Source organism: Staphylococcus sp. HMSC072E01, assembly GCF_001814125.1.
In the GTDB taxonomy this organism is placed as follows: domain Bacteria; phylum Bacillota; class Bacilli; order Staphylococcales; family Staphylococcaceae; genus Staphylococcus; species Staphylococcus hominis.
In genome coordinates, this window is sequence record NZ_KV814987.1 from 47,122 (window position 1) to 62,285 (window position 15,164).

12 protein-coding genes, 2 pseudogenes and 1 other annotated feature (1 of these 15 running past the window's edge) are annotated in these 15,164 nt (G+C 32.9%); of the genes and pseudogenes, 8 read left to right on the plus strand and 6 right to left on the minus strand.

The features are described from left to right. The 5 genes from HMPREF2953_RS11685 to dhaM form a co-directional block, all read left to right on the plus strand. Positions 1–158 (plus strand): GNAT family N-acetyltransferase (locus tag HMPREF2953_RS11685; protein WP_256263329.1); only part of this gene is annotated, 158 nt, incomplete at its 5' end. Between the two features lie 577 nt (positions 159–735). After that, entirely contained in the window at positions 736–1,848 is a 1,113-nt protein-coding gene (locus tag HMPREF2953_RS08200; RefSeq protein ID WP_017175656.1) for a glycerol dehydrogenase, read from the plus strand. 194 nt (positions 1,849–2,042) lie between these two features. Continuing rightward, entirely contained in the window at positions 2,043–3,005 is a 963-nt protein-coding gene (gene dhaK, locus HMPREF2953_RS08205; protein WP_070672795.1) for a dihydroxyacetone kinase subunit DhaK, read from the plus strand. A gap of 30 nt (positions 3,006–3,035) precedes the next feature. Next, positions 3,036–3,617, plus strand: a complete 582-nt coding sequence (dhaL, locus tag HMPREF2953_RS08210; protein ID WP_070672798.1) for a dihydroxyacetone kinase subunit DhaL — start codon at positions 3,036–3,038, stop codon at positions 3,615–3,617. Continuing rightward, entirely contained in the window at positions 3,614–3,988 is a 375-nt protein-coding gene (gene dhaM, locus HMPREF2953_RS08215) for a dihydroxyacetone kinase phosphoryl donor subunit DhaM (protein ID WP_017175659.1), read from the plus strand. The genes dhaL and dhaM overlap by 4 nt, the downstream gene beginning before the upstream one ends. A gap of 660 nt (positions 3,989–4,648) precedes the next feature. Here dhaM and HMPREF2953_RS08220 read toward each other — a convergent pair. Next, positions 4,649–5,320, minus strand: a complete 672-nt coding sequence (locus HMPREF2953_RS08220; RefSeq protein ID WP_070672802.1) for a hypothetical protein — start codon at positions 5,318–5,320, stop codon at positions 4,649–4,651. Between the two features lie 194 nt (positions 5,321–5,514). Between HMPREF2953_RS08220 and HMPREF2953_RS08225 the strand changes: the two genes are divergently transcribed. The 3 genes and pseudogenes from HMPREF2953_RS08225 to HMPREF2953_RS11345 all read left to right on the plus strand — a co-directional run. Further along, the gene (locus HMPREF2953_RS08225) at positions 5,515–7,110 is read left to right on the plus strand and encodes a xylulokinase (protein WP_049335837.1); all 1,596 of its coding nucleotides are present in this window, start codon (positions 5,515–5,517) and stop codon (positions 7,108–7,110) included. Positions 7,111–7,196: 86 nt separating this feature from the next. Further along, a pseudogene (locus HMPREF2953_RS08230) lies at positions 7,197–7,472 on the plus strand (MFS transporter); the annotation flags it as partial. Between the two features lie 33 nt (positions 7,473–7,505). Continuing rightward, positions 7,506–7,616, plus strand: a pseudogene (locus tag HMPREF2953_RS11345) (GNAT family N-acetyltransferase); the annotation flags it as partial. A gap of 109 nt (positions 7,617–7,725) precedes the next feature. Here the strand turns inward: HMPREF2953_RS11345 and HMPREF2953_RS08235 are convergent. The 5 genes from HMPREF2953_RS08235 to HMPREF2953_RS08255 all read right to left on the minus strand — a co-directional run bounded on the left by HMPREF2953_RS08235 (position 7,726) and on the right by HMPREF2953_RS08255 (position 14,861). Continuing rightward, positions 7,726–8,472: a cyclase family protein gene (locus HMPREF2953_RS08235; protein ID WP_002488092.1), complete on the minus strand. Its 747-nt coding sequence runs from the start codon at positions 8,470–8,472 to the stop codon at positions 7,726–7,728. A 78-nt stretch (positions 8,473–8,550) separates the two neighbouring features. After that, a complete protein-coding gene (metE, locus tag HMPREF2953_RS08240) occupies positions 8,551–10,797 on the minus strand; it encodes a 5-methyltetrahydropteroyltriglutamate--homocysteine S-methyltransferase (RefSeq protein WP_002454539.1) in 2,247 nt (748 codons plus the stop codon). After that, positions 10,794–12,632 carry a bifunctional homocysteine S-methyltransferase/methylenetetrahydrofolate reductase gene (locus tag HMPREF2953_RS08245; protein ID WP_070672805.1) on the minus strand — a complete coding sequence of 613 codons (1,839 nt, stop codon included), beginning with the start codon at positions 12,630–12,632 and terminating at the stop codon, positions 10,794–10,796. Before HMPREF2953_RS08245 ends, metE begins: the two co-directional genes overlap by 4 nt. Next, positions 12,586–13,761 (minus strand): cystathionine beta-lyase MetC, encoded by a 1,176-nt coding sequence (metC, locus tag HMPREF2953_RS08250; protein WP_070672808.1) that lies wholly within the window; start codon positions 13,759–13,761, stop codon positions 12,586–12,588. The genes HMPREF2953_RS08245 and metC overlap by 47 nt, the downstream gene beginning before the upstream one ends. Then, positions 13,758–14,861: a PLP-dependent transferase gene (locus HMPREF2953_RS08255; protein ID WP_049335843.1), complete on the minus strand. Its 1,104-nt coding sequence runs from the start codon at positions 14,859–14,861 to the stop codon at positions 13,758–13,760. Before HMPREF2953_RS08255 ends, metC begins: the two co-directional genes overlap by 4 nt. 67 nt (positions 14,862–14,928) lie before the next feature. Beyond that, positions 14,929–15,164 (minus strand) — a binding site (T-box leader) (it continues 154 nt past the right edge of the window).

Here is a 15,164-nt window from a genome sequence, read left to right on the forward strand (position 1 = left end):
TCGAAATACGAATGTCTACTAAAAATAAGAAAAGTCGAGCTATACCAATAAGACTTGGATTCACACAAGAAGGTATATTGAGAAGTGATGAACGTTTACAAGGGGAATTCTCAGATAGTTATGTGTATAGTTTGCTCCGGGAAGAATATGATGATTAATTCTATTGTAAATACACATTCAAATTTATCTTCAAGACGATTTTATAATTATTTTTTAAGTAATCAATAAACGTATGATATCCACTTATAGATTCATTCCGAATATAATAGAGAATAGAATCATCTCTTTCTATTTTAAGCTTATTGTTTAGTAAACCTATATATAATAAATTAAAAAAACCACTTTCAATTTACGCTCCAGAATAAATTGAAAGTGGTTAAAATTTTTATGTTAGATTAAGAATAATACAAGCATAGGATAACACAATAAAACCTATTGTAAAGATAGAGTCAATTATAGGTTATAAATTATAATATTACAATATTTAAGTTTTAAAGTGATAATTTAATGAAGTTTTAGCTAATATGTGGACAATTATATTTAATAGATTAATAATGGAAGTGTAGAGAGAAATCAATTTTTTAAGCAACTTAATCTTTCTCTTGATTCTTATTTTTCGTATTGTAATGGTAAATACGCTAATATGTATTTTCTATATCATATATTTGTGAGCGTAATTTACTGAAGAGTTATTAAATGATGTAGTATAAATATTTATTATGGAGGGAAAGCTCTATGGCAAAAATTATTTATCAATCTCCAGGAAGATATGTACAAGGAAAAGGAGTTATCGAATCTATCGCAGATGAAACACAACGTTTAGGTTCACATGCATTAATAATCTCAGATGAAGTTGTTTGGAATATAACTAAAGATCAAATTGATCAAAGTTTTTCAAATAATTCAGAAGTTAATTATGATTACGAAACATTTAAAGGCGAATCTTCAGAAAATGAAATTAATCGTATCGTTGATGAAGCTAAGACAAAAGGCATAGATGTAGTCATTGGTTTAGGTGGTGGAAAGGCACTTGATACAGGTAAAGCAGTAGCCAATGCTTTAAATGCAAGTGTTATCGATTTCGCTTCTACTGCATCAATGGATGCACCTACGGCAGCCGTATCTGTTATTTATGATGATAATGGTGTATTTAGTGGTTATGAATTTTACCCTAAGAATCCTGATACAGTAATGGTGGATTCACAAATTGTTGCGCAAGCGCCTGTACGTTTATTTGCTTCAGGGATGAGTGATGGATTAGCTACTTTAGTTGAGGTAGAATCTACGTTACGTAGACAAGGAAAAAATATGTTTAGTGGAAAACCATCATTAGCTAGCTTAGCGATTGCGCAGAAATGTGAAGAAGTAATTTTTGAATATGGACATAGTGCATATGAAGCAATTAAAAATCATATTGTATCTCCGCAAGTTGAAGCAGTGATTGAAGCGAATACATTACTTTCAGGTTTAGGATTTGAAAATGGAGGACTTGCAGCTGCTCATGCAATTCATAATGGTTTTACAGCACTTGAAGGCGATATTCATCATTTAACGCATGGTGAAAAAGTGGCCTATGGTATTTTAGTCCAATTAGTATTGGAAAATGCGCCAACAGAAAAATTTGTAAAATACCAACAATTTTTAAGTAGTATTCATATGCCAACGACTTTAGAAGAACTCCACATTGCCGATAAAAGTTATGAAGATTTGGTTCGCGTAGGTGAGCGTGCTTTAGAACCAAATGATACTTTTGCAAATTTAAGTGATAAGTTAAATGCAGATGACATTGCAGACGCTATTTTAACAGTAAGTGAATTATCTAAAAGTACGTTGAATTCCAAAGGTTAATTTTCGTAAAGAAGATAACTAAGAATAGATAAGTAATTAGAAGGATAAAGATAAAACTTATGTCTTTATCCTTTTTTGAAAGAGTATTTTTATATTTACTAATATGGAAATTCCAAGTTTAAATAAAGAAAATGATGTTGATATTTAATCTTAGATAAACTTACTTTGAATATGCCAAAAGGAGTCGCTTTTTGATGAAAAAATTAATTAAAGAAAAAAATAATATTTTAACAGACATGTTAGAGGGTATCGCTTTAACGAATGATAATATTGAAATTATTTCAGAAACAGTTGTTGTTAAAAAAAATAAAAAAAATTCAGGAGTTGCCTTGGTATCAGGCGGTGGTAGTGGTCATGAACCAGCACATGCGGGTTATGTAGCTAATGGTATGCTTGATGCGGCAGTATGTGGTGAAGTTTTTACATCTCCGACTCCAGATAAAATTTTAGATGCTATTAAAGCAGTCGATACAGGCGACGGTGTATTATTAATCGTTAAAAATTATGCTGGAGACGTTATGAACTTTGAGATGGCTCAAGAAATGGCACAAATGGAAGATATTAAAGTTGAACGTGTCATTGTGAATGATGATATTGCTGTTTCAGATGTAGAAAAACGTCGTGGCGTGGCTGGTACGGTATTCGTTCATAAATATGCAGGTTATTTAGCGGACCAAGGCCTATCTTTAAAAGATATTAAAAACAAAATTGAAGCGTTTATTCCTAAAATTAAAAGTATTGGGATGGCGCTTACTTCACCAATGGTGCCAACAACTGGGAAATATAGTTTCGATATTGATGATAATGAAATGGAAATAGGTATCGGCATTCATGGTGAAAAAGGGTTACACCGTGAAGCGATTCAATCGGTTGATGTTATTATTGAGCGTTTACTAGATGAGTTGTTAAAAGAAGTGAAAGATCAATCATTAATTGTTATGGTAAATGGTATGGGAGGCACGCCTTTATCTGAATTAAGTATTGTGGCGAAGTATTTAAATCAACAATTCCAAGAACATGACATAGTTGCTAAACAATGGTTTGTTGGTGATTATATGACATCACTTGATATGCAAGGTTTCTCCATTACAGTGGTTCCTTATAGTGAAGACATAGAAAAAGGTCTTCTAGCTCCAACAACAAGTCGTTATTTTTAAATAAAATAGAGATAATGAGGTGACTTTTCAATGAATGTACAAGACATGAAAACAAGACTACTTAGTTTAGTTGAAACTTTTAAAGAAAAAGAAAGTGAATTAACTGATTTAGATCGTGCCATTGGTGATGGCGACCATGGAGTAAATATGGTCAGAGGATTTGAAGCGTTAGAACAAAGTCTAGATGACACAGATATGAAGTCATTATTTAAATCAACAGGAATGACATTAATGTCTAAAGTGGGCGGTGCCTCAGGTCCTTTATACGGTTTTAGCTTTGTTAAAATGGCAAATGTCGTTAAAGATGATATTGACAAAGAAAATTTAAAAGAGATGATTGCTGCTTTTTCAGAAGCCGTTAAACAACGTGGAAAAGTAGAATTAAATGAAAAAACGATGTATGACGTAATTGAACGTACAAGAGAAGCATTAGATAATGATGAAAACATTGATTTTAACACATTACAATCATATGCTGATGAAACTAAAAACATGATAGCTACGAAAGGACGAGCATCATATTTTAAAGAAGATTCAAAAGGTTATATCGATCCAGGTGCTCAAAGTAGTGTTTACATTTTAAATGCGATGATAGGAGGAGAGGTAGAATGACTTCAATAGTAATTGTGAGTCACAGTTATAAAATTGCTGAAGGTGTCAAAGATTTAAATTTACAAATGACAGATAATGACGTCAATATTATTGATGTTGGTGGCTTAGATGATAAAGGGATTGGCACATCTTTCGATCGTATTCTTTCAGTCATAAATGAATTAGATGATGATGCAATATGTTTTTATGATATAGGGTCTGCTGGGATGAACCTTGATATGGCAATCGAAATGTATGAAGGCTCTCATCGTATTGAAAAAATGGAGGCGCCCGTCGTAGAAGGTAGTTTTATCGCGAGTGTGGCACTTAAATCGAATATGACGATGGATGAAACTATCGCAGAAGTCAAAGAACAATTAAAAAACGATTAAATAAAGGTTAGAGGATAAAGACATATAGAGATCTTTATCCTCTTTTTATGCATTAAAAATACATAATAGAATTTAAGTGACTATAGTAATTGTATTAGTATTTATAGATAACATATAATATGTAAAAAAATTCTACTATAATATGGTGATAGAAAAGATAAAAAAAGATGGCTAGAACGTATAATGCGATTAAATATGTTATTAAGAAAAATAAGATGATCTTAAAATACATGGATAAAGATTATATGAATTTAATATAAAAGACAAAAAGCTATAAATATTAGCCAATCCATTTTTGTGAACAGAGCAACTTTGATTAAGAAAATACAAAACGGTGAAGCATTTACACGCGTCCTTAGAGTGAGTAAAAATGACTATTATGCAGGCCAGTCAATTATTCTATCGGTTAATAAGCAAAGATATATTAATAATAATTTTGTGACTTCGCGAGATGTGATTAGAAATGTTAAAATAAGTATTTTAGACTATAAATGAAATTATTGGTTTAGCAACTTAGATTAAATTAGAATAAGTAATAAATAACTATTATTGGCTTCTTTATTCGAAGCAATAAAATAGAAATTTTCATTTGATTGTACCAAATAAAAGGGTCATATTTAACTTTCAATAAGTAAAGATGATCTTTTGTTAATATTTGATTTAATATGTGCCACCATACCCATTTGCATCAGCCTCTACTTGTCCTCTTAAAAATCCAATATAATCATCAGAACCCGCAGCTTTTTCATCAATAGCAGCTGCCTCGTCTTCTGACATACCTTCTTTATAAGCTTCTAAGAATTCCTCATCAGTCATGTGTTTAGCATCTTCTGCTGTATATTTAGGTTGCTCATCTTCTTCATTATACTCTGAAGTATTTACGTCTTCACTCGATGCACCACCACCAGCAGGTTGAAATTTACCTTCTTCTGCAAATTTTTGTAAAGCAGGGGTCATTTCTTTCGTTGTAACCACGCCATCTTTATCTATGTCAGCTTTATTAATTTCATTTGCTAAACGTTGAGCTTCATTATCATCAACATTAAAAGCTTTTTTAAGTTGATTTGCATAATCATTATTATTTATTTCAGTTTGATTATTATCTTGTTGTGTAGTTTTAGCTGAATGATTATCAACTTGTTTCTGATTTTCATTATTTGAAGCTTTGTCTTTATTAATTTTATTTGTGTTTTTATTTTCATGCTTAACTTCTTTTTTAACATCCGCTTCTTTAGATTTTAAATCTTTAAAATGATTGTAACTAAATCCACCTGCAAAACCCAATGCGGCAACAAATAAAACAACGACAAATCTTATTAAAAATTTTTTCAATTAACTAACCCCATTCTTTTAAATTTTTATTATGTAATATAATATTAATTTATTTTATTAGTTTTTTCTACTATGTATTTATAAATATTAAAATTAATAAAATATTATATTTAAAAATTGCTTGTTTGCTATATAAAGTTTTGATAACATTAAAAAGTAAGCGCTTTCAATGATTTTTATAGGAGTTGTATAAAATGAATAATTCCACAATAAAAAAATTTATTGAAGAAGGTAATTTAACTATTGGTATTGAGTTTGGCTCAACTAGAATTAAAACAGTAGCAGTTGATGATAACTGTAATACGTTAGCTACAGGAACATTTGAATGGGAAAATACATATCAAGATGGATACTGGACATATTCTATGAATGATGCATGGACAGGTCTACAAAAAAGCTATAGTGAAATGACTAAAGTCATAAAGGAACAATATGGGGCTACAGTTAAAAAAATTAAATCATTAGGCATTAGTGGGATGATGCATGGTTATTTAGTATTTGATCAACAAGAAGATTTGCTTGTTCCATTTCGAACTTGGCGTAATAACAATGCTAATCAGGCGGCTAAGATTTTAAGAGAATCATTTCAAGTAAATATTCCAGAAAGATGGAGCATAGCTCAATTATATCAATCAGCTATAAATAATGAGTCTCATGTTGCTAAAGTAGATTACATGACAACACTTGCTGGTTATATTCATTGGTACTTAACAGATGAAAAAGTATTAGGTATAGGCGATGCCTCAGGCATGTTTCCCGTTGATGTAGAAACTAAAGAGTATCGAAAAGATATTGCTAAAAAATTTAATCAGCTTTTTTCTGAAATGGGATATCATCAAGATATTTTAGAAGTATTACCAAAAGTTGTGGTAGCAGGTGAAAATGCAGGTTATTTAACAGAAACAGGAGCAAAACTTATTGATCCAAATGGTCAATTAGAAGCAGGCTGTCCTATGTGTGCTCCAGAAGCTGATGCTGCAACTGGGATGGTAGCTACAAATAGCGTAGCACCAAAGACTGGTAATATATCTGCAGGAACAAGTATCTTTTCAATGATTGTATTAGACAAATCTTTGAAAAATATTTATCCAGAAGTGGATATTGTCACAACACCAGATGGCTATGAAGTAGCCATGATACATGCGAATAATTGCACATCTGATATTAATGCATGGGTTGATTTATTTGGAGAAGTATTAGAAGTAATGGGTGTCAAATATGAAAAAAGTGAGCTTTTTACAAAATTATTCGAAAACGCTTTAAATGGTGATGATAAACTTGGGAAATTACTTTCATATGGATATATATCTGGAGAATTTATTACAGAGGTTCAACAGGGTTACCCTATGTTAGTACGATCGATAGATAGTTCATTCAATTTAGCTAATGTAATGAAGACTCATATATATAGTGCATTTAGTACATTAAAAATTGGTATTGATTTATTAAAAGAAAATGAAGATATTGAAATTCATTCAATATATGGGCACGGAGGTATATTCAAAACCAAAAAAGTTGCTCAAACATTTTTAGCAGCAGCAATGCAAAGTCCTGTTAGTGTTATGCAAACAGCTGGTGAAGGTGGAGCATGGGGGATTGCTGTTTTAGCTAGGTATCTTGTAGCAGAAAACGATGTAAATTTATCTAGTTATCTTAATGAAATTGCTTTTAAAGATACTGAGTCCATCAAAATTGAACCAAATGAAAAAGAAATAGAAAGCTTTAATCGTTATATTGAACGTTTTAAAAAAGGTCTTCCTATAGAACGTCTTGCTAACGAACAACTTTAAAGAAATCACAAATAAGCAAAGGGAGAAAGTGAATTATTGTGACTAACGATTTAATTAAACAAAATCGACAATTTTTAGGCTTACCTATGGTATTAATTTGGGGTTATGTAGCGGTAGCTATATTTATAACAGGGGATAGATTTGAACAAGCATTTTTGTCTAAGTATATTGTCGGGCTTGGATATAGTGATTCACAAGCAGGTAGAGTTATAGCTATATATGGATTAATAGTAGCACTGGCTTCATGGATGTCTGGAGTACTAGCAGAAGTATTTAGTCCACGTCGACTGATGACTTTAGCATTTATAATATGGATTATTTTTCATGTTGGATTTTTAACTTTAGATTTAACTCAACAAAATTAAGCAATGATGATAATTATGTATGGTATTCGTGGATTCACACAAGAAGGTATATTGAGAAGTGATGAACGTGTACAAGGGAAATTCTCAGATAGTTATGTGTATAGTTTGTTGAGAGAAGAATATGAAAATGAATATAAATAACAACACATCCTGATACTTTGTCTTGCTCAAGTACTTTAGTATCAGGATGATATATATTATATAGGAAAGTGATAAATTTGATCGCTCATTATCAACATATCACTTATATTTAAGATGGTTTGATAGCAAATGCACGGACTGGGAAACCTGGTGCATCTTTTGGTTTGGGACTAATTGCATAAATGACTGCGCCGCGCGTAGGCAATTGGTCTAGGTTTGTTAAGAGTTCAAGTTGGAAGGTATCTTGTCCAAGTATATAACGTTCTCCAACAATATCGCCATTTTTAGCTGTATCTACTGACGCATCTGTATCGAATGTTTCATGACCAATCGATTTTACACCGCGTTCTTCAATTAAGAATTTTAAAGCATCTAGTCCCCAACCTGGTAAATGTTGGTTACCATCAGTATCTCGATTTTCGAATTGTTCAATATCTGGCCAACGTTTTGACCAATCTGTACGTAAAGCAACAAAGGTACCTTCTTCAATGCGCCCATTCTCCGCTTCCCACTGTTCTAAATGTTGGCGTGTCACGATAAAGTCATCATTATTTTTTACTTCTTTTGAATAATCTAACACGATAAGTGGTAAGACTAATTCTTTTAAATCAAGATCCTCAAGATAACGTTTATTCTCTACAAAATGTATCGGTGCGTCAATGTGTGTGCCGTATTGTGTAACGATATTCCAACGTTGTACATAAAAGCCATGTTCTTTGACTGTAAATAATGTGGATACTTGGCCTTTTTCAAATTCACTAAATCGTGGAATGTCTGGATCGAAAGTATGGGTTAAATCTACCCACTCTGCTGTTTTTAATTGTTGTAATTGGTCCCACAATGGATAATTTGTCATATATTTCACCTCGAAAGTTTAATATAAGAATAAAATAGGGAGAAAACTCAATTTCTCCCTCACATGTTTATCTGTATCTTATGCGACAGGTTTATTTTTTTCTTCACGTTTTTTACGAACAGTATTTACAAGTACTGTTAAGGCATCTTTCACTTCGTCTTCTTTACGTGTTTTTAGACCACAGTCAGGGTTAACCCAGAATAAAGAACGGTCGATTTGTTGTAAAGAACGATCAATTGCTGTTGCAATTTCTTCTTCAGTAGGAATACGTGGACTATGAATATCATATACACCTAATCCAATACCTAAATCATAGTTAATATCTTCAAAGTCTTTGATTAAATCACCATGGCTACGTGATGTTTCAATTGAAATAACATCTGCATCTAAGTCATGAATTGCATGGATAATTTGACCAAATTGAGAATAACACATATGCGTATGAATTTGTGTTTCATCTTGGACTGAAGAGGTTGCAAGTTTAAATGAATTTACCGCATCAGCAAGGTATTGTTCATGGTATTCAGAACGTAATGGTAAGCCTTCACGTAATGCTGGTTCATCTACTTGAATGACTCTAATACCTGCTTCTTCAAGTGCTAATACTTCTTCGTCAATAGCTAAGGCAATTTGATCTTGAACGACTTTACGAGGAACGTCTACACGTTCGAATGACCAGTTTAAGATAGTGACTGGACCAGTTAACATACCTTTCACAGGTTTATCAGTTAAGCTTTGTGCATAAACAGTTTCTTTAACTGTTAAAGGTGCAGTCCATTTTACATCTCCATAAATAACTGGTGGTTTTACAGCACGTGAACCATAAGATTGAACCCATCCAAATTTTGTGACTAAGAAACCTTGAAGTTTTTCACCGAAGAATTCAACCATGTCATTACGTTCGAATTCACCGTGTACAAGTACATCTAAGCCAATCTCTTCTTGGATTTTAATCCAACGTGCGATTTCATTTTCTAAGAAGTTGTTATATTCTTCGTCTGAAATTCGATTATTTTTCCAGTCTGCACGGTATTTACGTACTTCTCTTGTTTGAGGGAATGAGCCGATCGTTGTTGTTGGTAAATCTGGTAAATGTAAACGAGCGTCTTGTGCTTTTTTACGGTCTTTAAAAGCAGATTTACGACTGGTTGGTACGCTATCAAAATCATATTCAAGGTTTTTGAATGATTGACTTTGGAATCGTTCATAGCGTGCTTTTAACTCATCATATTTTTTACTATCATTATTATTAAATAATCGACGTAATGCATCTAACTCATCTAATTTTTCAGTAGCAAAGCTTAAGCCTTCTTCAATTGATGTATCTAATGTTTCATCATCTAATGATACCGGAACGTGTAATAATGAAGATGATGGTTGAATTACAATTGCTTTAGCATAAGGTTGTAAAGTTTCGATTAATTCTTTTTTCGCTTCAATATCTGCAGCCCAAACATTACGTCCGTCAATAATACCAGCATATAATGTTTTAGATTTATCGAAATCTCCTGCTTTAATTTGTTCTAAGTTATAACCATGATCATGAACAAAATCTAAACCAAGACCAGCCACTGGTAAACGGCTTAAGAATTTGACATTCACGCGTTCAAAATAGGTTTGTATGACTAATTTTTCTCCTAGACCAGCATCAGCAAAGTAGTCATAAGCCTCTTTAGTAATATTTTCATAATTTTCACTTTCATCTGTTACAAGAACAGGTTCATCGACTTGAATGTATTCAGCACCTGCATCTACTAAAGATTGTAATACTTCTTTATATAATGGAAGTAATGTTTGAACTTTCTCTTCAAAAGACTGACTACCGCCTTTAGAAAGTTTCACAAAAGTGATTGGGCCAACAATGACAGGATGTGCATTTACATTAATTGATTTAGCATAGTTAAAACGGTCTAATAATATATTGCGATTCACCTTAGGTTCAACATTATCCCATTCAGGAACAATATAGTGATAGTTTGTGTTAAACCATTTGATTAATGCACTTGCAACATGTTCTTTATTACCACGTGCAATATCAAACAATAAATCATCATCTACTGTACGTCCTTGGAAACGTTCAGGAATAATGTTGAAAAGTAATGATGTATCAAGAATATGGTCATATAATGAGAAATCACCAACAGGTACACTGTCTAAATTATAATTCTTTTGAAGTAATAAATTTTCTTTATGTAAGTCTGTTAATGTTTGATCTAATTCAGTTTTATCGATTTTTTTAGCCCAATAGCTTTCGATTGCTTTTTTCCATTCTCTTTTTCTACCTAATCTTGGGAATCCTAAGTTTGAAGTTTTAATTGTTGTCATGATATTGCCTCCTTGTTTTGGGTAATTGCTTTAGAATATGCTGCGAGCTCTAATGAATAATCAATACGTTGGAAAGGTGTAATGAGATATAAACCATTAAAGTATTCATGTACCGTATCGATTAATTCTTTAGACAGTCTCAAACTTAATTCTTTTGTTTTTTCTTTATCATCTTTTACTGCTTTAAATTGATTTAATACATTTTCAGACATTTTAATTCCAGGCACTTCGTTATGTAAGAAAAGTGCGTTATTGTAGCTTGCAATAGGCATGATACCGATAAAAAGTGGGGTATCAAGATGTTTAGTTGCTTCATATACCTCTTTGATTTTTTCTTTACTATATACAGGTTGGGTAATAAAGTAACTCATACCTGCCGCTACTTTTTTCTCAAGACGTTTAACTGCTCCGTCTAATTTACGAACGTTTGGATCGAACGCTCCGGCGATGTTAAAGTTGGTATGTTTCTTCAGCGCATCACCATCAACATTAATACCTTGATTAAATCGTAGTGCAAGTTCTGTTAGGCCTTTTGAGTTAACATCATACACATTTGTTGCGCCTGGTAGATGACCTACTTTTGAAGGGTCTCCTGTAATAGCTAAAATTTCACTCACACCGATGAGTGAAAGGCCAAGTAGATGAGATTGTAAACCAATTAGATTACGATCTCGACATGTGATATGAACAAGAGGTTCAATCTCATATCGTTGTTTGATTAAACTTGCAGCAGCAATGTTGCTGACTCTTACAGTAGCGAGAGAGTTATCTGCGAGTGTTACTGCATCAATATTTGCTTCATCTAGCTTACCTATATTCTCAAAGAACAATTCTGTATCGAGATGTTTTGGAGTGTCTAATTCAACAATCACAGTAGGTCTTTGTTTTACTTTTGATGTTAAATTTTGTTTTAATGTACGTTTTGCATTTGTATTAATTGTTCGATGAATTGGAATAACTTTTTTAGTTTTAATTGGTTTTAAATGTTTTACAGATTCTTTAATGTAAGAGATATGTTCCGGTGTAGTACCACAACAACCACCAATTAAACGAACGCCTTCGTTAATTAATTCTTGTGCAACATCACCAAAATATTTAGCATTGTTACTATATTTAAATTCACTATTTTCAATATCGAGTAGACTCGCATTAGGATAACATGAGAGATAGGCATGTTCTGGTAGTTCGATATGTGAAAATGAGCGTTGCATGTGATGTGGGCCATGGTGACAATTTAAGCCCACCACATTTGCGCCACATTCAATGAGATGTTTTAACGCCTCGTTAATTTCTGTACCGTCAACGAGATAATTCGTATTGGAAGCGGTCAGTTGTGCGATAATTGGAATATCGTACTTTTGACGTGTTGCTGTTATCACACTCGTTAATTCATCTAAATCGTAGTAGGTTTCAAATAGTAAACCATCTACACCTTCTTCAATTAAAGTATCAATTTGATTGTCTGTATGATATTGAATAGTAGAAAGCGATAAGTCTTCTTGTTTTATTCCTCTGAAGCCACCCACCGTTCCTAAGATAAATGTCTCTTTATTGGCTGCGCGTTTTGCAATTTGTACAGCAGCTTTATGAATTTCTTTTACTTTATGCTCTAAGCCAAATACTTTTAATTTTTCAAAGTTAGCGCCATACGTATTTGTCTGAATGACATCAGCTCCTGCTTCTATATATGAACGATGAATACGTTCAACTTTATTGGGATGTGTAAGATTGTATGCTTCAGGACAAGTATCTAGGCCCTCGGAATAGAGGATTGTTCCCATTGCGCCATCAGCTACTAAAACGTTGTTCTTCAAATGGTTCAATAATCGACTCATTAAATGCCTCCTTCAATGCGTAGTCAATATCAGCTATGAGTTCTTCAGGTTGTTCAAGACCTACGCTTAGACGGAATAGACCAAATGTAATGTCACGTTCGTTTCTCACTTCTTCTGGAACAGCTGCATGAGACATTGTGGCTGGATGTGAGAGAATCGTTTCTACTCCTCCTAAACTTACCGATACAAGTGGTAAAGTTAGCGCATCTACAAATGCTTGAGCTTTTGTTTCATCTTTTAGACGAAATCCAATGACTGCACCGCCACTTTTAGCTTGTGATAAATGTAAATCACTATTTCCCGGATAATATACTTCAGCAACTTCATCTCTTTGACTTAAAAAGTCTACAAGTTTTTCAGCATTCGATGTAGATTGTCTAAAACGAACAGGTAATGTTTTTAAATGTTTGGCTAAAGTCCAACTATCATGTGCAGATAAGGCAGTTCCTGTTCCATTTTGGAGTAGGTAAAGTGCTTCAGCGACGTCTTTGCGATTTGTAATAGCAGCGCCAGCAATAATATCACTATGTCCACCTAAGAATTTTGTTGCAGAATGAACCACTATATCAGCACCAAGTGCAAGTGGAGATTGACCTAATGGAGTCATAAATGTATTATCTACTGCTAAAAGTAAATCATGTTTTTTAGCGATATGAGCAACTGCTTTAATATCAGTGATTTTAAAGCATGGATTTGATGGTGTTTCTATATAAATTAATTTTGTATTAGGTTGAATGGCCTGTTCAATTTCTTCAGGATGAGTCGCATTTACCGTCGTAAATTTAATATTAAAACGATTTAAAATACGTTCAGTTAGTCTAAATGTTCCACCATACACATCATCTGGTAAAATGACATGATCTTCAGCTTGTAATGTGAGTAAAACAGCTGATATTGCTGCAATACCTGAAGCATAAGCAAATCCATATTGACCGCCTTCAAGTTTAGCTAATTTTTCTTCTAATAATTGACGATTAGGATTACCACTTCTGGCATAATCAAATTTTGCGTTACCACCAAGTACTTTTTGATGGAAAGTTGAAGAATCATATAATGGTGGGTTTGCTGAATCGTAATCTACACCTCTATGTTCATCAAATATCACTTCTGTTTCTTTAGATAAGCTCATGAAATCACTCCTACTTTAGAATTTTCTAATGCTTGAATAATATCTGCTTCAATATCCTTATAATCTTCAATACCAATGGATAAGCGAATTAAATGTTCATCAATACCTCGTTTGTCTTTTTCATCATCTGGCATGTCGACGTGTGTTTGTGTATATGGGAAAGTAATAAAGGTTTCAGTTCCTCCTAAACTTTCTGCAAAAATACAAATTTCTAAATTTTCTAAAAATTTAGCTACGCTATAAGCCTTATTAAGACGTAAACTTAACATACCTGTTTTTCCACTATAGAGTACTTCATCAATAGAATCGGATGTTTCACAACGTCTTGCGAGACGACGTGCATTGTCTTGAGATCGTTCTATTCTGAGATGTAGTGTTTTCAAACCTCTTTGGAGCAAGTAACAATCAAGTGGAGACAATGTGGCGCCAATCATATTGTGAAATTGACCTAATTGTTCAGCAAGCGTGTCATCTTTAACTGTCACTACGCCTGCAAGTACATCATTATGACCACCTATATATTTTGTAGCTGAGTGTAAAACAATGTCAGCACCTTGTTCTAAAGGTGTTGATAAGTATGGAGTTAAAAACGTGTTATCAATGATTGTTAATAGATGATGTTTTTTACTTAGAACATAATAGGGTTCTACATCAATTTGAATCATTTGAGGATTCGAAATTGGTTCGATAAAGAGTGCTTTTGTATGTTTATTTATACTGTTTTCGACTTCTTCATAATTTAAAAAATCAACGTATTTAAAATGAATACCGTATTGTTGTTCATAATAATCAAATAATCTAAATGTTCCTCCATATAAATCAAACGCTACTAAAATTTCATCACCAGGTTTAAATAAGTTACAAATAAGTTGAACTGCTGCCATACCACTTGAAGTTGCAAATGAAGCTGTACCCCCTTCTAATTTGGCAAATGCTTCTTCAAATGAAGAGCGGGTTGGGTTTTTCGTTCGTGTGTAATCATATCCTGTAGACTGACCTAGGTGAGGATGTTGATATGCCGTCGATAAGTAAATGGGATTAGCAATTGCGCCAGTCAAATCCTTTGTTAATGAAATTTGTGCTAATTGAGTATCTTTCATTTCAAATCCTCCTATCATTTTCTAAATAAAAAAAGCTTCCGTCCTTTAAACCCGATATGTATCGGATGTAAAGGACGAAAGCTCGTTTCGTGGTACCACCTTTGTTTACTACTTTATTGCTAAAGTAACCTCAAACAGTACGCCATTATGTTTTAGGAGTACTTGAAAAAGTGGCACACATTATCGTAAATGATCAGATATATCTGTAATAAAAAACTCATTTAACTTTTGAAGATAAATGAGTATTAACGATAATTTAGTGACGTCAGTGATTCCAGTACGCCATTAAACAATAAATGTTAA

Bases quoted from the DNA above. Each gene is read 5' to 3' on its own strand.
- HMPREF2953_RS08200 (WP_017175656.1), top strand. From the start codon at position 736: ATGGCAAAAATTATTTATCAATCTCCAGGAAGATATGTACAAGGAAAA.
- dhaK (WP_070672795.1), top strand. From the start codon at position 2,043: ATGAAAAAATTAATTAAAGAAAAAAATAATATTTTAACAGACATGTTA.
- dhaL (WP_070672798.1), top strand. From the start codon at position 3,036: ATGAATGTACAAGACATGAAAACAAGACTACTTAGTTTAGTTGAAACT.
- dhaM (WP_017175659.1), top strand. From the start codon at position 3,614: ATGACTTCAATAGTAATTGTGAGTCACAGTTATAAAATTGCTGAAGGT.
- HMPREF2953_RS08225 (WP_049335837.1), top strand. From the start codon at position 5,515: ATGAATAATTCCACAATAAAAAAATTTATTGAAGAAGGTAATTTAACT.
- HMPREF2953_RS08235 (WP_002488092.1), bottom strand. From the start codon at position 8,472: ATGACAAATTATCCATTGTGGGACCAATTACAACAATTAAAAACAGCA.
- metE (WP_002454539.1), bottom strand. From the start codon at position 10,797: ATGACAACAATTAAAACTTCAAACTTAGGATTCCCAAGATTAGGTAGA.
- HMPREF2953_RS08245 (WP_070672805.1), bottom strand. From the start codon at position 12,632: ATGAGTCGATTATTGAACCATTTGAAGAACAACGTTTTAGTAGCTGAT.
- metC (WP_070672808.1), bottom strand. From the start codon at position 13,761: ATGAGCTTATCTAAAGAAACAGAAGTGATATTTGATGAACATAGAGGT.
- HMPREF2953_RS08255 (WP_049335843.1), bottom strand. From the start codon at position 14,861: ATGAAAGATACTCAATTAGCACAAATTTCATTAACAAAGGATTTGACT.